The sequence below is a fragment of the Actinoplanes sp. NPDC051513 genome (genome assembly GCF_044454685.1).
GTDB lineage: Bacteria > Actinomycetota > Actinomycetes > Mycobacteriales > Micromonosporaceae > Actinoplanes.
The window spans coordinates 385,985-405,498 of the sequence record NZ_JBITDW010000004.1; the positions used below are offsets into that span (position 1 = coordinate 385,985).

The 19,514-nt window shown below is 72.6% G+C and carries 13 protein-coding genes; 11 read left to right on the forward strand and 2 right to left on the reverse strand.

Annotated elements, in window-relative coordinates; genetic code table 11:
* The first annotated feature begins 34 nt into the window (after window positions 1-34).
* The 4 genes from ACIA5D_RS16270 to ACIA5D_RS16285 all read left to right on the forward strand — a co-directional run bounded on the left by ACIA5D_RS16270 (window position 35) and on the right by ACIA5D_RS16285 (window position 3,665).
* The gene (locus tag ACIA5D_RS16270) at window positions 35-667 is read left to right on the forward strand and encodes a hypothetical protein (protein WP_396030715.1); all 633 of its coding nucleotides are present in this window, start codon (window positions 35-37) and stop codon (window positions 665-667) included.
* Window positions 664-1,584: a lysyl oxidase family protein gene (locus tag ACIA5D_RS16275; protein ID WP_396030716.1), complete on the forward strand. Its 921-nt coding sequence runs from the start codon at window positions 664-666 to the stop codon at window positions 1,582-1,584. The genes ACIA5D_RS16270 and ACIA5D_RS16275 overlap by 4 nt, the downstream gene beginning before the upstream one ends.
* Window positions 1,585-1,666: 82 nt before the next feature.
* Complete coding sequence (locus ACIA5D_RS16280) at window positions 1,667-2,545, forward strand: EamA family transporter (protein WP_396030717.1); 879 nt, start codon at window positions 1,667-1,669, stop codon at window positions 2,543-2,545.
* 58 nt (window positions 2,546-2,603) lie between these two features.
* Window positions 2,604-3,665, forward strand: coding sequence for a GGDEF domain-containing protein (locus ACIA5D_RS16285; RefSeq protein WP_396030718.1), 1,062 nt, complete (start codon window positions 2,604-2,606; stop codon window positions 3,663-3,665).
* Here ACIA5D_RS16285 and ACIA5D_RS16290 read toward each other — a convergent pair.
* Window positions 3,655-9,228 carry a tetratricopeptide repeat protein gene (locus ACIA5D_RS16290; RefSeq protein WP_396030719.1) on the reverse strand — a complete coding sequence of 1,858 codons (5,574 nt, stop codon included), beginning with the start codon at window positions 9,226-9,228 and terminating at the stop codon, window positions 3,655-3,657. The genes ACIA5D_RS16285 and ACIA5D_RS16290 overlap by 11 nt on opposite strands.
* Window positions 9,229-10,090: 862 nt before the next feature.
* Window positions 10,091-11,128: an ROK family protein gene (locus ACIA5D_RS16295; RefSeq protein ID WP_396030720.1), complete on the reverse strand. Its 1,038-nt coding sequence runs from the start codon at window positions 11,126-11,128 to the stop codon at window positions 10,091-10,093.
* Between the two features lie 115 nt (window positions 11,129-11,243).
* On the opposite strand from ACIA5D_RS16295, the gene ACIA5D_RS16300 reads away from it, so the two are divergent.
* From ACIA5D_RS16300 to ACIA5D_RS16330, 7 genes are all read left to right on the forward strand, one after another.
* A complete protein-coding gene (locus tag ACIA5D_RS16300; RefSeq protein WP_396030721.1) occupies window positions 11,244-12,722 on the forward strand; it encodes a DUF1800 domain-containing protein in 1,479 nt (492 codons plus the stop codon).
* Between the two features lie 2 nt (window positions 12,723-12,724).
* Entirely contained in the window at window positions 12,725-13,939 is a 1,215-nt protein-coding gene (locus ACIA5D_RS16305) for a DUF1501 domain-containing protein (protein ID WP_396030722.1), read from the forward strand.
* A 23-nt stretch (window positions 13,940-13,962) separates the two neighbouring features.
* A complete protein-coding gene (locus ACIA5D_RS16310) occupies window positions 13,963-15,375 on the forward strand; it encodes a DUF2252 domain-containing protein (RefSeq protein ID WP_396030723.1) in 1,413 nt (470 codons plus the stop codon).
* The gene (locus ACIA5D_RS16315) at window positions 15,372-15,767 is read left to right on the forward strand and encodes a PPOX class F420-dependent oxidoreductase (protein WP_396030724.1); all 396 of its coding nucleotides are present in this window, start codon (window positions 15,372-15,374) and stop codon (window positions 15,765-15,767) included. The genes ACIA5D_RS16310 and ACIA5D_RS16315 overlap by 4 nt, the downstream gene beginning before the upstream one ends.
* A 10-nt stretch (window positions 15,768-15,777) precedes the next feature.
* Window positions 15,778-16,731: a pirin family protein gene (locus ACIA5D_RS16320; RefSeq protein ID WP_396030725.1), complete on the forward strand. Its 954-nt coding sequence runs from the start codon at window positions 15,778-15,780 to the stop codon at window positions 16,729-16,731.
* A 203-nt stretch (window positions 16,732-16,934) separates the two neighbouring features.
* Entirely contained in the window at window positions 16,935-17,375 is a 441-nt protein-coding gene (locus ACIA5D_RS16325; protein WP_396030726.1) for a hypothetical protein, read from the forward strand.
* 130 nt (window positions 17,376-17,505) lie between these two features.
* The gene (locus ACIA5D_RS16330) at window positions 17,506-19,482 is read left to right on the forward strand and encodes a PPC domain-containing protein (RefSeq protein WP_396030727.1); all 1,977 of its coding nucleotides are present in this window, start codon (window positions 17,506-17,508) and stop codon (window positions 19,480-19,482) included.
* Window positions 19,483-19,514: the final 32 nt, after the last annotated feature.

The window sequence follows — 19,514 nt, forward strand, 5'->3', positions numbered from 1 at the left end:
GGGGTCGATCCGGTCGCCCGACCGGAAGGACCTCATGACAGACCGGAACAAACGCCTGCTCGCCCGGGGCGCGGCCCTGGCCGTGCTGGTGGTTACCGCCACCGGGGTGGGAGTCGCCCAGGCGGCCGCCAGCCCGCCGCCGCTCGCGTTCGTGGCCGCCACCAACGCGGTCACCGCCGAGCGCTACGTCTACGACGACGAGGTGTGGCTCTCGTTCGACCTGGGTCTGCACGTGATCGCCGGCAAGGACCCGTTCGAGATCTGGGCGCATCGCACCGGCTACGACAAGCCGATCGCCGCCGAGCGGGTCGTCACGCAGAACGGCAAGAAGAAGAAGGTGGCGCTGCCGGCCGGCACGGTCACCGACTTCACCGGGCTCAAGGACTTCACCACGATCAGCATCGCCGATGCAACGGGGGCCGTGGTGCAGGAGTACAAGACGTCGTTCTGCGGCAACTCGTGGAGCTCGGCGCGGACCCGGCCGGACGCGCCGGCGACCACGCCGTACCCGACGCAGTGCGGGGGTGAGTGGAACCCGTTCACGCTGGGCGCGGTGTGGGGCATCCAGGCGGGGTGGGACTCGGCCGTGCCGGATCAGCCCTACTCGCGCGAGGGCACGTCGCTGGATCTCTCGCGCCCGGCCAGTACACCGCCACCGCTACGGTGAGCTCGAAGTACCAGCAGCTGTTCGGCATCCCCGCCGATCAGGCCACCGTGCATGTCTCCGTGACCGTCGTCGACGCCGACATGGACGGCAAGGCCGCGGCGGTGGCGGGCAAAGCGGCGGTGGCCGACAAATCGGTCAAACGGAGCGCTCGCGACGGCGAGCAGGTCTCGGACTACGTGCCTTCGCTGCGCGCCCCGGCCAAGCGGCCGACCTCGACGCTGAAGGCCGCCCCGGCGGCCGGCCCCAAGCCTGACCTGCGCTCCCTGCCCGCCTGGGGCATCGCGCTGTCGCAGGAAGACGACAAATGGTACGTGAACTTCGGCGCCACGGTCTGGAACGCCGGCACCTCCCCGCTGCTGGTCGACGGCTTCCGTCGCTCCGGCACCGAGCTGATGGACGCCTACCAGTACTTCTTCGACGCCAAGGGCAACCAGGTCGGCTCGAAGCAGGCCGGCACCATGGAATGGGACGACCGGGTCGGCCACAAGCACTGGCACTTCACCGATTTCGCGCAGTACAACCTGCTCGACTCGAGCCAGAAGCTCGCCGTGCGCAGCGGCAAGGAGGCCTTCTGCCTCGCCAACACCGACACGGTCGACCTGACCGTGCCCAACGCGAAGTGGCGCCCCGAGAACACCTCGCTCGAGACTTCGTGCGGGGCGAACACCGTCGTAGCCGTGCGTGAGGTGCTCGACATCGGCAACGGCGACACGTACAGCCAGGATCGGCCGGGCCAGTCGTTCGAGATCACCGACCTGCCGAACGGCATCTACTACGTCCAGGTCCTCGCCAACCCGGCGAACAAGCTAGCCGAGCTGAGCACGACCAACAACGCGTCCCTCCGCAAGATCGTCCTCGGCGGCGCCCCTTCGGAGCGGACCCTGGAGGTTCCGCCGGTCAACGGTATCGAGGGCTGAGAAAACCCTTCGGAAAGTGTCAGACCCCACGAGTAGGAAGGTCCCTGGAAGCCATCCAGGGACCGACCAGAAACTCGGGGACATGAAACGGCCTGAAGTGCCCGCGCCACTGCTCGTGCTGCTCTCGATCACCTCGGTGCAGTTCGGTAGCGCCATCGCGCGCACGCTCTTCGACGACCTGGGCGCGGCCGGGGTCACCCTGCTGCGGCTCGCGATCGCCGCCCTGGTGATCGCGGTCGCCACCCGGCCGCGCCTGAGGGGCTGGTCGGCCGCCGCCTGGCGGTCCGCCCTGCTGCTCGGCGTCGTCATGGCCGGCATGAACCTGATCTTCTACTTCGCCCTGCTCACGGTCCCGCTCGGCATCGCAGTCACGGTCGAGTTCCTCGGCCCGCTGCTGCTCACGCTCGTGCAGACCCGCCGCCTTCTCGACCTGTTCTGGGCGCTGCTCGCCGCCGCCGGCGTCGTGCTGCTCGGCACGACCAACAGCGGCGGCGCCCCGATCGGCGGCCTCGTCCTCGCGTTCCTCGCCGGCCTCTGCTGGGCGGGGTACATCGTGTTCAGCGCCAAGCTGGGCGGCCATGTGCCCGGCACCGGCGGCCTCACCGTCTCCCTCGCGGTCGCCGCCCTGCTCGTTCTCCCGTTCGGCGTCGAGGGCGCCTCCGCCGTGTTCCACAATCCCGCCCTGCTGATCGGCGCCACGGCCGTGGCCCTGCTCTCCTCGGTCCTCTCCTACGGCCTCGAGATCAACGCCTTGCGCCGCATCCCGACCCGGGTCTTCGGCATCCTCATGAGCCTCGAGCCGGCCGCCGCCGCGGTCGCCGGCCTGCTGCTGCTCGGCCAGCGCCTGACCGGCATCGAGGTGCTCGCGCTCGTGCTGGTCATGGCGGCCAGCGCGGGCGTGACCCTGGCCGCCCCCAAGAGCCCGAAGAACACCGAGCGGAAGGAGCCGGAACACGTCTGAAATGCTCAGATGCTTGAAGCCGCAACCGAAGGTCTAACCGACACGAGGAGGCGGCAGGGTGCGATATCAGCTACGCGATGAAGCGGGCGCGTCCCGCTCGGTCGCGTACCTGCTGATGGGCGCGGGGCCGTTCATGCTGGTCACGGGCGTGATCCTGCCCGACCATCGGTCGCCGGCCAGCGTCGTGACTTTCGTGCTGCTCACGTTCCTGCTGTGCGGCGCCGGCGCGCTCTGCCGCTGGCGTCCCGAGCGGGTGCCGCATGTGTTCTGGCTGATCGCGCCGTTCTTCGGCATCGGCATGGTCTCCGTGCTCAACCTCGCCACCCGCGACGCCAGCACCGGCTCGCAGCTGTTCTACCTGTGGCCGGTGCTGTACGCGGCGAACTTCCTCAGCCGCGTGGTCAACTACCTGACGATCGCGATGGTCTCGGCCGGCAACGCGGCGGTCGTGTTCTCGATCCTCGGCCCCAACGTGGGCCTCTCCGACTGGGCGTCGCTCACCGTCGCGATGATGCTGACCGCGGTGGTCGTCGCGTCGCTGCGGGGCAGGAACGAGCGCCTGCGGGAGGTTCTGGAGACCCAGGCGTACGCCGACCCGCTCACCGGCGTGGCCAACCGGCGCAGCTTCGACGGCGCGCTCGCCCGAGCCGTGGAGTCGGCCCACCGCACCGGCGAGCCGATCGCCCTGATGACCCTCGACATCGACCACTTCAAGAAGATCAACGACACGTGGGGTCACGGCGTCGGCGATCAGGCCCTCCAGCTGGTCGCCGACGCGCTGCGCCGGGTGGCGAGAGGCCGCGACGACGTGGTCGGCCGTCTGGGCGGCGACGAGTTCGTGGTGCTCATGCGCACCGACCGGATGGCCGCACGCCGCGCCGCCGACGAGGTGCGCGCCGCGGTCTCCGCGATCGAGACGCTGCCCGGCGGCCCGCCCGGCCTGAGCATCGGCGTGGCGGTGCTGCCCGACCACGCCGGGACAGTGATCGAGCTCGGCGCGGCGTCCGACGCGGCGCTCTACGAGGCCAAGGAGGGCGGCCGCGGGCGTACGGCGATGGCCCACCCGCCGGCCCCGCGCCACAACGTCGACCAGGTCCCGTCCGCGACGTTCACTTCTTGACGATCCGCTGCTCCGCGGTGTCCTCGTCGAAGGCGTCGTTCTGCTTCGCCGCCGGCGCCTTCGCCGGCGCCGGCTCCTGCAGCTCGCGAGGGTAGGGTCCCCAGCCGTCGCGCAGCACGTGGATGTAGACGGCCTCGAGACAGATCCCGATCCGCTCCGCCAGCTCCTGGTCATCGGGCCGCCCGAGCCGCACCGCCTTCGCGAAGTGGTCGAGCGCCTCCATGTGCCGCCCCTGGTCGAAGCAGCAGCGTCCGGCGTTCTCGTGCACCACGCTGCGCAGCGCGTCCGGCACCCGCGCCGAGGCCGCCTTCGCGAACAGCCGGTCCGCCTCCTGGAAGTCCCCCCGCAACCGCAGAATGTGCGCCAGCTCGGCCTGCGCGATCACCATCGACTGCACGTCCCGCGCCGACTCCGCGTGCGCCAGCGCCAGCCGGCTGGCCGCGGCCGCCATGCCCAGCTCACCGAGCAGCCGGTAGACCTCGGCCCGAACGCTCAGCAGCCCCGCCTTGGCCACGTTGTCGACCTCGTCGGCGAGCGGACCGTCCAGCCGTTCGCCCACCTCGCGAAGCGCCTGCGTGTCGTCGACGACCTCGCGCAGCGTCCCACCGTCGAGCCGCCACCGGATCGCGTCGAGACCGGCCGCCGCGAGCGCCGCCGGCGGCTTCATGGGCTCCGCGGCAGCGTCCTTGCCATGGACCGGCTCCGGCCCCGGAGCCTGCGACAGCGCCGTCATCCGCCCGGCCACTTCGGCCCGCACCGCAGCGGCGTCCGGCGGCCCGCTCTTGCCCGGCCCGGCTTGCGGCTGGTCGCCGCCTTCCCCACCCTGATCCGTACGTCCGTCAGCCCCGTTCCCCGAGCTCACGTCGCCGTCGGCCGTCTTCTCCGCCGTCGTGCCGCCCTCACCCATGGCCACCCCGTCGAGCAGCCCCGCAAGGTCGAGGTCGAGCACGATGCCGTCGTCCCCACCGTCGGCCCGAGCCGCGGCAGCGCCGGCGTTCCCGTTCCCGGCGTTCCCGTTCTCGGCGGCCGTGGTTTCGGCGGGCTCGTCGTCCTTCCCCGGCGCGACGAACCACATGCCGCCGAACTCGGTGTCTCCCTGCCGCCGAGGCTCCTGATCCGGCCCGGTCAGCGTCAGGCGGGCGATCGGCTTGAGGTTGTGCAGCGTGCCGTTCTCATCCATGTACGGCGCCGCATGGGCCCCGCGCCGGCGATCCTCGACCCCACCGGCCTGCGCGGAGCCTTCGACCCCGTCCGGCGCCCCGTGCCGTCCTTGCCGATCCCCGCCCTGTGAGCCCGGCTGCCCGGCGTGCGGCGCTTGCTGCCCGGCTTGCGCCGGTTGCGCGACATGCGACGTCTGCCCGGCTTGCATTGGTTGCCCGGCTTGCGCCTGCTGCCCGGGTTGCATTTGCTGCCCGGCTTGCGCCTGCTGCCCGGCTTGCGTTGGCTGCCCGGCTTGCGTTGGCTGCCCGGCTTGCGTTGGCTGCCCGGGTTGCGTTGGCTGCCCGGGTTGCGCTTGCGGTCTGGCTTGCGCTTGCTGCGCGGGCGGCTGCCCCGCCGGCGGTTGCGCAGCCTGCATCGGTTGCCCGGCTTGCTCCGCCGGCTGCGTGGCCCGCGTGGGTTGTCCGGTCTGCGCCGCTTGCCCAGCGCGCGCGGCCGACTGCCCCTCGGAGGAAGGCCGTTGCATCGGCACCCCCGCCACCCGCGCGTCGCCACCCGCCCCCGGGCCGCGGCCCGCGACGGGCATACCCGGGTCAACCGGCGCACCCTGCTGCGCCGCCGGGCTGACAGGTCGAGCAGGTGCGGCCGCACGGGGCTGCTCAGCGAGCGGCGCCTGCGCTGCGGGTCGAGCCGGCGGCCACTCCTGGTGCGGCACCCCGGGCTGACCCTGCGGCGCGTGCGGCGGTGCGACCGGCTGACCCTGGGCGGCCTGCTGCGGTGCGACGGGCTGACCCTGGGCGGCCTGCTGCGGTGCGACGGGCTGGGCCTGCGCGGCCTGCGGGGGCATGCCAGGCTGCGCCTGCCCAGGACGCTGCGGTGGCGCGAGCGGCTGGGTCGGCACGCCGCCATGTTGAGGCGCCACGGCCTGCGACGGCTGCGCCGGCGGGTAGGGCGGGGGTCCGGCAGGCTGCTGCGGCATCGGAGGCTGCGGGCGCCGAGCCCCGGACGGCGCGCTGACCGGCGCGGACGCCAGCGAGGTGGGCCGGGCGCCTGGCTGCTGCGCGACCTCAGGCACCGACGGCGGCGCTGGCCAAGGCCCATGAACCTGCCCGGCGGAAGCGGGCGGCGCGGGAGCCGCCACTCCGGGCGGCGTAGCCAGGGTGCCGGGCGGGACGGCAGCAGGCGGGACTGCAGCGGGCGGCATCGCGCTGGGCGGCATCGCGCCGGGGGGAACTGCGCCGGGCGGCATCGCGCCGGGAACCAGCCACCGAGCGTCCGGCGGCGGGGCCGGCGCGGCTTGCGGCTGACCGCTCGGCGCGGCGGCCGGGCTGACCGGACGGCTCGGGTCGATGCCGGGTCGCGGGAGATTCGGAGACATCGGGCGGGACAGGCCGCTGATCGGCTCGGCCGCGGGCGGGGCCTCGTCCGGGACCATCGACCATGGTCCGTCGCCGTCGGTGAACATGACGTGGGCCGTGCGCGGGCTCCGCCGCGAACGGGCCGGCCCGTCCGGATAGGGCGCCGTGAGCCGCGAGTTCGTGTCGGCCGGCGTTCCACCCTGCTGCGGCACGCCCAGGCGGGTGCCGGTGTCGGCCGGCGAGCCGCCATGCTGGGGCGCACCCAGGCGGCTTCCGGTATCGGCAGGGGAGCCGGGCATGCCGGGGCGGGCCCCGGTGTCGGCGGGCGAGCCGCTTTGCTGTGGCGCGCTGAGGCGGGAGCCCGTGTCGGCGGGGGAGCCGGGCATGCCGAGGCGAGTTCCGGTGTCGGCGGGGGAGCCGCCCTGCTGGGGCGCGCCCAGGCGGGTGCCGGTCTCCGAGGGAGAACCGGGCCGGCGTTGGAGCGCGGCTGGGTCGAGGCGGTCAGGCTGCTGGGCGGGCGGGGTCTGCGGGCCGGACGCGGCCGGAGTGACCGGAGCCGGCGGCGGGGTGACCACGCGGGCGGCGGGCGTGGCCGGGTTCGTGCCGACCACCCGGGGTGTGGCGGCGGGCTCGGCCTTCTTGACGACGCGCGGGACCGGCGGCGGCTCCTCGCGGCTGATCACCCGCGCCGGGGTGGGCGGTGGGGCCTTGCTGATGACGCGCGGGCCGTTCCCGTCCTCGTCCTCCGGCTCGAGCTCGGGGCCCTGCTGGTCTGACCGCGTGTCCTGCTGTGCGACCGCGGGCTGGACCGGCTGGTCGGCCGGGTCGGCGCCGGGACGGCGCAAGCGGTCGGTCTCGGGCTCGGCGTCGAGTCGGCGCGAGCGGTTCGCGTCCTGCTCGGCGGAGGCAGCGGCGGCGGCGCGTTGCGGGTCGGTGGTGGGGCGGCGCGGGTCGGTGGTGGGGCGGCGTGGGTCGGTGGTGGGGCGGCGCTGGTCGGTACGGCCGTCCGTGAGCTCGGCGGCCGGGTCGTCGTTCCAGGTGGCCTCGCCCTCGATGTCCCATGTGGTGACACGCTCGCGCTCGTCGTCCCAGCCGGCGTTGTCCGACCAGGCGACCTCGGCGGTGCGGGGGTCGCGGTGGCCGCGTGGGTCGTCCTCGGACCAGCCGGTGCCACCGACCGGGTGGAAGCCCTGGTCGTAGTCGCCGGCCGCGGTGACCGGCGGGCGGCCGCGGCCACGGTCGTCGTCGGGGCGGCCTCGGCGGCGGGTGTCCGGCTCGGGGCGCTGGTCGTGCTCGTCGGCGCGTGGGGGGCGCCGCGCGGACAGGCCGTCGGGGGCCTCCGGGTCCCAGAACGCTGTGCGCTCGCCCATCCGGCCGGGGCGGCGGGGCTGGTCGGGGGTGTCCGCCCAGGCTGCGGGCTCGCCGCGGCGGGTGCGCGGGTCGCCCACCGGACGCTGGATCCGCGGGTCGATGGTGTCCAGCTCGTCGCGGGAACGCCGGCCGCGCGGGTCCGGGCCCTCGCCGGTGCGCCGTCCCCGGGTGTCGGTGATCTCGAGCTCGCCGTCGATCGGGCGTCGGGCGGGGCCGCGACCGTCCCCACGGGACCGCCCGCCCTGCTGCTCAGCCGCCCACCGCTGCTGGTCGCTGCCCGACCCCCGCCGCGGGTCGCCGTCAGGAGCCCGCCGGCGATCGCCGTCGGACGCCCACCGCTCGTCGCTCTCGGACGCCCATCGCTGATCACCGCGGACGCCGTCCCGGCGGCGGCCGTCGTCGGGCCCTCGCCGCTCGTCCCCGGGACGCCGGTACAGGTCCATCGGATCGTCCGGCCGCGCCTCCGGCACCCGCGCACGCCCGCTGGCCGCGGGCTCCGCGTCACGCCACCCGGGCTGGTCGGCCGGACCTCCACGTCCCGGCCGCCCATCGCGCGGCTCCGTCCCACGTCCCGGCCGGCCATTGCCCGGCTCGTCCGGAACCATCGCGGCCACCCGGGGTCCGCGCCCGGCGCTGCGCCCGCGGGGATCCGCCTCCGGCTGTCCTCGGCGCGGATCGCCGTCGCGTCCCGCCCGCCCGTCGCGCGGGTCCGCCCCACGGCCGGTCCGCGGGTCCACGACCTGTCCGGGCTGAGCGGCACGCGGGTCGACGACCCGCCCGGGCTGCGCGGCCCGAGGATCAGCGGCCCGAGGATCAGCGGTTCGGGGATCCGCAACCCGGGGATCAACGACCCGAGCATCGACGGCCCGGGGGTCGGCGGTTCGGGGATCAGCGACCCGACCCGCCTGCGCCGCCCGGGGGTCGGCCACGCGGCCGGGTTGCGCCGCCCGGGGATCGGTGTCCGGCCCGCCGCGGGAGTCCCGTCCGGGCGGCGCCGGGCGCGATTCCGGCTGCGCGCCGCGCGAGTCGGCCCCCCGGCCCTTCTTGCCGCGCTTGTCGGTGGCGCGCTTGCGGTCCTCGTCCTCCTGGGCCTGCCTGCGCCGCAGCCACCCCTTGCGAGCCGGCTTCGGCGCCTCCTCGGCGGGGCCGACCCTGGTCTCGGTCTGCGGGCCGTGCCCGTACGCCTCGAGGTCGCGGTGGTCGAAAGGCTCGTCGATGTCGTCGGCGAAGTCGCCGAACCGGTCGTCGCGACGGCCGGGGTCGCCGGTGCTGCTGATCGGGAAGTCGGGCGCGTCGAAGTCGGCGCTCAGCTCGGGCCGGTTGAAGTCGACGTCGGCGAAGGCGTCGCCCGCGAGGTTGGGGACAGAGGTGTCCACAGGGGAGAAATCGGGATCGTCCAGCCAGCTCGGACGCTGCGAGTCGAACGCGCCCTGCGGTTTGCGCGGCGTGGCCGACGGCGGGGCGGTGTTAGTTGCAGCACGTCGCTGCCGCCGGGCGGCCAGCTCGTCGACCGGGCTGTCCTCGTCCCCGTGCGGATTTCCGGGGCGCCGGGTGGGAATCACCGGGTCGGGCGCGGACCGCTTGGCGTATTGGCGTTCTTGAACGACCGCCGTATTCGGCATGATGGAATACTCGGAGTATTCGTCGTCCCAGTATTCGTCGTCCTCGTAGCTCATGCGGCGGCCCCGCGGGCGGGCAGGCGGCGACCGGGGGTCCGTCTCTCGCCCCAGTGCCGCATCGTGCCCCCCGCTCTCGCCACGGTCGTCCTCCCCCTACCGGCCCGGATGAGTTCCCCCTCCCATCCGGTGGATGTGGAAGGTTAACCACGCTTTTGCGACGGGCGCCAGCACCCTCGTGAGCGCGTCACCGGGCCGCGTGGCCGTGTGGTGACCGAGAGTTGGCGCGGCGGTCGCGCGGGCCGCGTGCTTTTCCTCGCGGGAGAGTACGTGTGGCCCGGCCGAACAGTTCAAACACGATGGGGAGCAGCACGGATCGTCGGCGGCAATTGACGCCACGTCACCGTGCTCCGGAAAGTCGACTTAAAGAATTCTTAAACTCGTTTTGAGGATCCCCACGGATTTCCGGGCGACCCTGATCGGGCGAAGATCCGTAACCTCCCGGTGTCGGACAGGTGTCCGGAGGGTGTCCAACGCCACTCTCGCTTCCTGCGGATCAAGGTGCTAGGGGATGTCACGGTGGATGAGCGCCCGGGACACCGAGGTCCCAGGGCTCCGGATCGAACGACACCGACCGAAAGGATGCGGACATGCCGCGCCTCGACATCGGCGCCGTACGCGCCACCTGGCGGGCGGCCCTGAGCCGCCTCGACCTTTGGACTCTGGAGACCCTCAATCCCCCGGCCGGTGGCCGCCGCCCCCGTAATTAGCGGCCACCCCGCGCCACACCCAACGGACGCTCACACCGCTTGCCCCCCATGCGCGTGTGAGTCCATGGCGGCGCGAACCGGGAGAGGAACGGCGGCGGGGTGCACACCGCCGCCGTTTCGCACGAAAAGCACTACGCAACCCGGGCGAAGAACTAGGAAACGCGCTCCAGCGCGGCCACGGCCGCACCGCGGGCGCCGGCCATGTCGAGGTCGGCGACCAGCGCGAACGATGTCGCGGCCTGCTGCTCCTGCCGCAGCTGGGTGGCCTCGCGTACGGAGTTGAGGAACCACTGCCGGAATCGGGGCGCGGCCTCGACGACCCCACCGCCGAGCAGGTACGCGTCGGGGTCGGTGAAGTTCGCGGCGATGGTGAAAAGTTTCCCGATCGCTTTCGCCTGCTGCCCGAACACCGCCAGCGCCAGCGGATCTTCCTTTTCCCCGTACCCGCGCAACAGTTTGGCCGCCTTGCCGATCGACTCGGCCGCCAGCGGGTGGTCGGGGAACTTCGACAGCCAGTACGGCAGCAGGTTGTTCTTGATGCCGGTCAGCGAGGCGATGCTCTCGACGTCGCCCTCGAACCCGCAGTTGCAGGCCGGCACCGGCTGGTCGTTCTCGAGGACGCCGTGCAGCGGGATCTGCACGTGGCCGAGCTCGCCCGCCATCCCGGCGGCCCCGCTGACGACCTTCCCCTTTTCCACGACCCCGCCGCCCATCCCGGTGCCGACGATCGCCGCGACCGACGAGCGACTCATCGCCTCCGCCCCGAAGTGCCGATGGTGGGCGTAGAGCGCGGCCGCGTTCGCGTCGTTGTTGTAGATCACCGGCAGTCCCAGGCGGGACTCGAGCGCGCCCCGGATGTCGTACCCGTGCCAGGACACCTGGTTGAAGTTGGTGGACCCCTTCGACGAGATCACGCCGGTGGCGCTGGCCGGGCCGGGCGTGTCGAGGCCGACCGCGCGGACCAGCGTGCGCGGCGTGCTGGTCAGCTCGAGGATGTTCAGGAACGCCTCGGCGAGCGCCTCCACCGCCGATTCCGGCCCCTCCTGCACGAGGCTCGGATTTTCCACCAGGTGGTCGACGAGGTACTGGCCGGTGGCATCGAGCACGGTGGCGTTGTTGCAGGTGCCGCCGTTGTCGAGGCCGACGACGACCCAGGAGGCTGGCGTGCGTACCGGTTCTGCCTGATCCACAAGCGTGAGCGTACGTCCGTTTCGGGCCACGGGATACGGGTGCGCGCGGATTGCGGCTCGGTAAGTCACGGTTGCAGCGGCGACGCGGTACCCCGTACGCGTCGAAGGGTCTTGCATGACGACCCGCCGTACGCTCATCGCTGCTGCCGGAGCCGCCACCGCCGTGACCGTTCTCGGTCTGACCGACGTGGCGCAAGCCGCGGAGAAGGCCGATCCGATCGCTCACCTGCTCCGCCGCGCCACTTTCGGCCCGACGCCCGCCTCGCTGGCCGAGGCCACGAAACTCGGCGTCTCCGGGTGGCTGGACCGGCAGCTCAGCCCCGCGAGGATCGAAGACGCGCAGGTCGACTCCCTGCTCACCCGACTGCCGCTGGCCGGCGCCAGCATCGCGTCCGTCCGAGCAAAGATCAAGCAGCATTCGTACGAGGCATTCGGGCAGCTCGGACGAGCGGCGGTGGCCCGTGCCGCGTGGAGCAACCGGCAGCTGTTCGAGGTGGTCGCCCAGTTCTGGGCCAATCATCTGCACATCGCGGCCCCGTCCAGCGGCGTCTGGGACAGCCGCAGCGACTACGAGGTCCAGGTGATCCGCAAGTTCACGTTCGGGAAGTTCGCCGACATGCTCAAGGCGTCGATGAAGCACCCGGCGATGCTCACCTACCTGGACAACCGCTCCTCGCCGAAGGCGCATCCGAACGAGAACTACGCCCGCGAGCTGATGGAGCTGCACACGGTCGGACTGATCTACACCGAGCAGGACGTGGCCCAGGCGTCCCGGCTGCTCACCGGCATGACCGTCGGCAAGGACGGCGCCTACATGTACGACGCGTCCAAGCACGCCGACGGCCCCGTCAAGATCCTCGGCTGCACGAACGAGAACAAGGGCGAGGCCGGCCCGGTGGCTCTCGCCGACTATCTCGCCCGGCACCCGGCGACCGCCCAGCGGATCGCCACCAAGCTGTGCGTGCGGTTCGTCGCCGACGAGGCGCCGCCGTCGCTGGTGACGCGGCTGGCCAAGGTCTATCTCGACAACGACACCGCGATCGTGCCGGTGCTGCGCGCGCTGTTCACCTCGGCCGAGTTCGCCGCGTCGGCCGGGCAGAAGGTCCGCACGCCGTTCGAGGACATGATCGCCACGATCCGGGCGCTCGGCCTCGGACCGGAGGCAAGCGGGATCAAGGCCCTCGACGCGCTCTACAACGCCATGGTCGACGCCGGGAACGCGCCGTTCCGGTGGAACCCGCCGAACGGCTTTCCGGACGTGGCCGCGATCTGGGCGTCGCCGTCGACCTTCCTGCTGCGCTGCAACCTGCACCTCAATCTGGCCACCGGCTGGTACCCCAGCCAGCTCACGCGCCCCGCCGACCTGCTCAAGTCGCTGGTTCCGGCGCTGCCGGGCACGTACGGGGCGCTGGTGGACGCGCTCGCCGTACGCCTGACCGGGGTGAAGCTGCCACCGGCGCACACCGCCGCCGTGCTCAGCGTCGCCGGGAAGCTGCCGACGAGTCCTCTGAGCTCCACCGACAAGTCCGTGGCGGGCCACGCGCCGTACCTGATCGCGCTCGTCCTGAACTCGCCGACCTTCCAGCTGAGGTGATCATGAAGCTTGCCGGATGCGCCGAGAACGTCAGCCTCACCCGCCGCGGCCTGCTGGGCGCGGCCGCCCTCACCGGCCTGGCCGGCGCCGGGCTGTCGACCAGCCTGGCCTTCGCCGACCCGGGATATACCGGCGACACCCTGGTCGTGCTGTCGCTGCGCGGCGGCTTCGACGGCCTGTCGGCGGTCGCCCCGATCGGCGACCCCGACTACTACCGGGCCCGCCCGGCCATCAGCCTGCCGAAAAGTCAGGTCATCGCCGGCGACGGCATGTTCGGCCTGCACCCGGCCCTCGCGCCGCTGCTGCCGGCGTGGAAGGCCGGCCAGCTCGCCGCCGTGCACGCGGTCGGCCAGGGCAACCCGACCCGCTCGCACTTCGCCGCCATGGAGGCCATGGAGAACGCGGCCCCCGGCACCTCGATCCGCACGGGCTGGCTCGACCGGATGCTCGGCGCCACCGGCGCGACCGGCCCGCTCGCCGGGGTCTCGCTCGGCCACGCCATGCCGGCCCGCCTCTTCGCCGGGCCCGCCCCGGCGGTGGCGATGTCCTCGATCGACAAGTTCACCCTGGCGGGTGATTCCGACAAGCGGCCCATGGCCGCGGCGCTGCGCCAGATGTACGGCGACGGGCCCGCTCGTGCCGCCGACAAAGCGCTGACGGCCGTGCGTGCGGTCACGGCCAAGCCGGCGGCCACCTACCCCGCCACCGACCTGGGCGCCGCGCTGCGCGACGTGGCCCGCCTGATCAAGTCCAAGTCCGGCCTGGTCACGGCGGCTGTCGACTGCGGCGACTGGGACATGCACGACGCGCTCGGCACCGCGGTCAAGGGACAGCGCATGTACGACAACCTCACCGACCTGGCCTCCGCGCTCGCCGCCTTCACGGCCGACCTCGGCCCCGCGGGCATGGCCGGCGTCACCGTGCTCACCATCAGCGAGTTCGGCCGCCGCGTCGAGGAGAACGCGTCGCGGGGCGCCGACCACGGCCATGGCAACGCGATGCTGCTGCTGGGCGGCGGGGTGCGCGGCGGCAAGGTGTACGCGAACTGGCCCGGCCTTTCGCCCGGCGCGCTGATCGCGGGGGATCTCGCGGTCACCACCGACTACCGCTCGGTGATCGGGGAGGTCCTGCAGAGCAGGTGCGGGTTCGGCGCCCTCGACGCGGTCTTCCCGGGCGTCAAGCCGTCCTCGTTCGGGCTGGCCACCTTGCGTTCATGATCAACGTTTAGGCTGGCAGCACCATGGAACCAGCCACCGGGCACATCGTGCTCGACACCGCAGAGGACGACGGGTTCACCTCGCTCCGCCGCCCGGCCCGGCCGCGCGCCGAGAGGTACGGCCTGGGCCGGTCGTTGCGCGAGCGCGCCCACCGTTCCGACATGGCGTACTGGACGCGGCCCGACGACCGGGCCGACCCGGTCCAGCAGGTGATCGAGCAGAACCGGGGCCGCCAGCCCTGGCTCATCCCGATCCGGGTCGGCCGCATGATCTCCTCGCCGTACGCGTTCCTGCGCGGCTCGGCGAACATCATGGCCGACGACTTCGCCGCGTTGCCCGCCACCGGCATCACGCCGGTCATCTGCGGCGACGCCCACCTGGGCAACTTCGGCTTCTACGCCTCGCCCGAGCGCGAGCTGGTCTTCGACCTCAACGACTTCGACGAGGCCCACCCCGGCGCGTGGGAGTGGGACCTGCGGCGGCTCGCGGTCAGCGTGCACGTGGCCGGCCGGCAGAACGGCTTCCGTGAGGCCGCCTGCTCCGACGCCGTGCACCACTGCGTCGAGGAGTACCGCGAGCAGCTGGCCCACCTCGCCGAGCGGCCGCTGCTCGGCCGCTCGTTCGACCGGCTCGACGTCGACCAGCTGCGCTCGGCGGCGTCGCGGGCCAGTTTCCGCGACGAGATCGAGCGGGCCGCCCGCCGGGCCCGCCGCCGCACGAGCGACCGCGCGCTGCCGCGCTTCACCGACCGCAGCGACGGCACGGCCCGGCTGGTCCAGGAACCGCCGCTGATCACCCGGCCGTCCGAGGGCGAGCGGGACGCGCTGGCCGAGGCGCTCGACGGCTACCTCAACTCGCTGCCGCCGCACTGGGCACGCATCCTGGCCGGTTACCGCATCGTCGACATCGCGCACAAGGTGGTCGGCGTCGGGTCGGTCGGCCTGCGGGCGTACGTGGCGCTGTGCGAGGGCAGCAGCCCCGACGACGTCGTGTTCCTGCAGCTCAAGCAGGCCCGCCGGTCGGTGATCGCGAAGCATCAGCACGGCGAGTCGGCCTGGCACCGGCACCAGGGCCAGCGCGTGGTCGAGTACCAGCAGGCGCTGCAGACGGTCAGCGACCCGCTGCTGGGCTGGACCACGGTGGGCGATGTCCAGTTCTACGTGCGGCAGTTCCGCGACATGAAGGGCGCCATCGTCGTCGAGGGCATCGACGCGTCCGCGCTCGGCGACTACGCCGGCATCTGCGGTTACCTGCTGGCCAAGTCGCACGCCCGCACCAGCGGCGCGTCGATGATCGCCGGCTACATCGGGAGCAGCGACAAGCTCGCCGACTCGCTGTGCCGGTTCGCACGCACCTACGCCGACCAGGTCGAGTCCGACCACGCGGCGCTGAAGGCCGCGGTCCGGCTGGGCGTGCTGCCGGCGGAGCCGGCGTGAGCGGCGTCGTCTCGCTGGAACATCCCGCGCTTCGCTCGTTCTGGGCCGAGCGGCACCTGTGCACGCTCACCACGCTGCGCAAGGACGGCTCCCCGCACGTGGTGGCCGTCGGCGCGACCCTGGAGGACGCCATCTGCCGCGTCATCTCGTCGGCCACATCGGCACATGTCAGGCATGTCAGAAATAGTCCGCGCGTGGCGCTCTGCCAGGTGGACGGCGCCCGATGGACCACGATCGAGGGCCTCGCGGTCGTCAAGGACGATGCCGAGTCCGTTCTGTCCGGCGAGCGGCTCTATGCGGCGCGCTACCGGCCCCCGAGGCCCAACCCGCTGCGCGTCGTCATCGAGATCAGCGTGACGAAGGTCCTCGGCTCCAGCGCCTTCGCGAAGTAGCGTCGAGGTCGTGAGCAGCTTCGAGGCAGATCCCGAGGTCGGGCCGGAGCTCCCGGTCACTATGGAGTTGTTGGAGGGCGCGCCGGTCGCGCTCGGCGGGCCGCGCGGCTTCGCCGTCACCCGGACCCTGCCCAACCGGCAGCGGCGCATGGTCGGCGCGTGGTGCTTCCTCGACGCGTACGGGCCGCACGACCTGGGCGACTCCGCGGGCATGCGGGTCGGCCCGCACCCGCACACCGGCCTGCAGACCGTGACCTGGCTGGTCGCCGGCGAGGTGCTGCACCGCGACAGCCTCGGCAACCTCCAGGAGATCCGCCCCGGCCAGCTCAACCTCATGACCGCCGGCCGCGGCATCTCCCACGCCGAGGAGACGCCCGCCGAACACTCGCCGGTGCTCCAAGGCGTACAGCTGTGGGTTGCCCTGCCGCGCGCCACGCGTGACATGGCCCCGGAGTTCTCGCACCACGCCGATCTCCCGGTCGCCGCCTTCGGCGACATCACCGCCACCGTCCTGATGGGCACGCTCGGCGACGCCACCTCACCCGCGCGAACCCACACGCCCCTGGTGGGCGCCGAACTCGTCCTGGCTGCCGGGGCGTCGGCCACCGTGCCGCTGAGGCCCGACTTCGAGTACGCGGCGCTGGCCCTCGACGGCGCGCCGAATGTGGACGACGCCACCCTCAAGCCCGGTCCGCTGCTCTACCTCGGCGCCGGCCGCACCTCGCTGAGACTCACCACCTCCTCCGAGTCGCGGGTCTTGCTGCTGGGCGGCGAGCCCTTCGAGGAACGCCTGGTCATGTGGTGGAACTTCGTGGCCCGCGACCACGACGAGATCGTCGGGATGCGCCTGGACTGGGAGTCGCACACCCCGCGCTTCGGCGAGGTTCACGGCTACGACGGCCCGCCGCTGCCGGCCCCGGCGATGCCCATCACCCGCCTGGTGCCCCGCGGCCGCGTTCGCTGATCTCCATTCGCACCACCACCTCCTGCTCGTCTCGCTCTCGCTGACGAACACAAGCCTGGCGTCTCCCCCAAGGGGAGAGTCAAGCGGTCATCGTGGCACGTCCTCCGGTTGGCGCGATGCGCGCGCAATCCGCTTGACGCGGTTCGCCGCGCGGGCGGATGGTCGAAGGGACGGCCGGTAGGTCCGGCCGCGGGGAGCCTCTCGTGAACGTCTGGGATGTGGGGAAACTCGTTCTGATCGTGGCCACGCCCACCCTCATCGGCGCGGCGATCGTCTGTGCGCCGCGCTGGTGGGGCGCCGCCGCCGGCTACCTCGAGGCGCGCCGCCCCCAACCCCCGCAACCGATCGGCCCGCCCATCGAGCAGCTCGCCGCCGACCTGCGTCGCCTGCTGCGCCTGCACGGCTCGCTGACCGCCTCGGCCGCCGTGGCCATGCGGGCGCATCGCCTCTGGGCGGTGGAGGCGGCGATCGCGGTGCGCGCCACCGAGGCGGCCCGCGCCCTCGACATCCCGCACCGCGAGCCCGAGATCCCGGGCGCCCTGCGCCGCGACGAGCTGGTCTCGCTGCTTCGCGCGCTCTCGGCCGCCGGCCTGGTTCTGCCGGCCAAGGTCGGGCCGTTCACGTCGGACGGACGCCTCGGCTGATCGAGCTTTACGCCGTGATGAAAGACTATTACAGCGTATCGATTGATCTAGATATTGACGTTCGTGATCGGTAACGTCGCCCCTACCATCCGCGACCGGGGGGTTCGGATGGCCAGAAGGGGGACCGCTGATGCGACGGAGCGTCGCAACCATCTCCGCGGCCGTGCTCGGCCTGGCGTTGATCACGCCGGCTGCCGCCCACGCCGCACCATCCACCGGCACACCGACCCAGGACACCCCGCTGAGTCCGGCCGAGAAGGCGTCGCTCGCCGCGGGAATCGGCGTCGCGCCCAAGGCGCCGTACGGGGCGAAGCCGAAAGGCCCCAACCCGTTGCTCGCCGAGGTCGCCGACGCCTCCAAGGTGGACTTCGCGGGCTGGGCCAACTACATGAAGGTCCAGGCCAAGGCCAAGACGGCCACCCGACTCAAGGCCAACTCCCTCGCCGCGGCGGCGGCCGCCACGCCCGCCGTGGTCGTCGACGAGGACGAGATCGACGGCACCTACGGCGGCAACGACACCCCGGCCAACGCCCAGCGCGTGACCGGCTTCGGCACCGGCGCTGCCCAGTACTCCAAGATCCGAGTCCTGGGCAGCCTCGACAACGAGACGATCAGCACGCCGGCCGTGCCCGCCCCGGCCGAGGACAACGGCTCGATCACCCTGGCCGGCGACACCGGGATCGGCTCGATCCGCAACGGCGCCGTCATCGAATCGCAGATCGGCGACGGCCCGCACGGCCGCCAGACCGGCGACGGCAGCAACGACTTCGACTTCTACAAGCTGTCCGCCCCGGCCGGGAAGACGCTCACGCTCAAGACCGCCACCCCGACCGGCCCGCTCGACACCGTGCTGCTGCTGTTCGCCCCGGACGGCACTCTCGTCGCCTCCAACGACGACTTCAGCGGGCTGGACAGCCAGATCACCTACGACGTGACCGCCGCCGGCACGTTCTACCTGGCCGTCGTCGCCTACAGCGGGCTGCCGGCCGACCCGTTCGACTCCGGCTCCGGCGACGGGATCGGCGACCCGAGCCCGCCGACCGAGGGCCCGTACACGCTGACGCTGACCTCGGTCTCCGTGGACAAGGACTTCTTCGCGATCAAGCTGAAGCCCGGCGACGTGATCGGCGCGTCCGTGAAGGGCTCGCCCACCTATCTCACCGTCTACGACACCGTGCCGCGCGAGGTGCACGGCTCCGACCAGGACGCCTCCTTCATCTACCCGATGGACTCGCCGCTGCCCGGCGGCGGCAACGCGGTCACCGACTACGTGGCGACCAAGGCCGGCTGGCACTACGTTGGCGTGGCTGCGGGCGCCGGCGCGTACGACATCACGGTCGAGGCGTACCGGCCGCCGCTGCAGGGCACGACCCCGGTGCAGACCCTCTACCTCGACTTCGACGGCGCCCGGGTGAACACCGGCGTGTTCGGCGGGCCGGGTAACCGTGACCTCAGCCCGTTCGCCGCGTTCCTCGCCAGCTGGGGCCTGACCCGCGCCGACGAGGACGCGCTGATCGACGCCGTGACCGCCGGCGTCACCGAGAACATCAAGAAGGACCTGCAGGCCAGCGGCCTCAACGCCAAGTTCAAGCTGAAGATCAAGAACAGCAAGGACGACGCGGACCCGTGGGGCCAGGCCAACGTCAGCCGGATCGTCGTGGGCGGCACCATCGACGAGTCCGGGGTCGACACGATCGGCATCGCGCAGAGCATCGACCCCGGCAACTTCGAGACGGCGGAAACGGCGCTCGTGCTGCTCGACGTGCTCAGCGCCCCCGCCGGTGACTCGGAGGCGTCGCTGAACACGTACCTGACCCCGGCCAGCAACCGGATCGCGTTCCTCGGCCAGGCGCTCAGCAACGTGATCTCGCACGAGGCCGGGCACTTCTTCGGCGACTTCCACACCGACAACGAGGACGCCCTGCCCAACCTCATGGACGCGGGCGGCACCGGCTTCGCGACCCTGTTCGGGGTCGGGCCGGACGGAGTCGGCGGCAGCGCCGACGACGTCGACGTCGACTTCGGCGACAGCGCATTCCTGCCGGCCGAGGGCTTCACCGGCACCGAGGACACGCTGGGCCGCATCGTCTTCGGCGTGACCAGCTAAAGATCATCGCGTACGAGATGACGGCCGTCCCC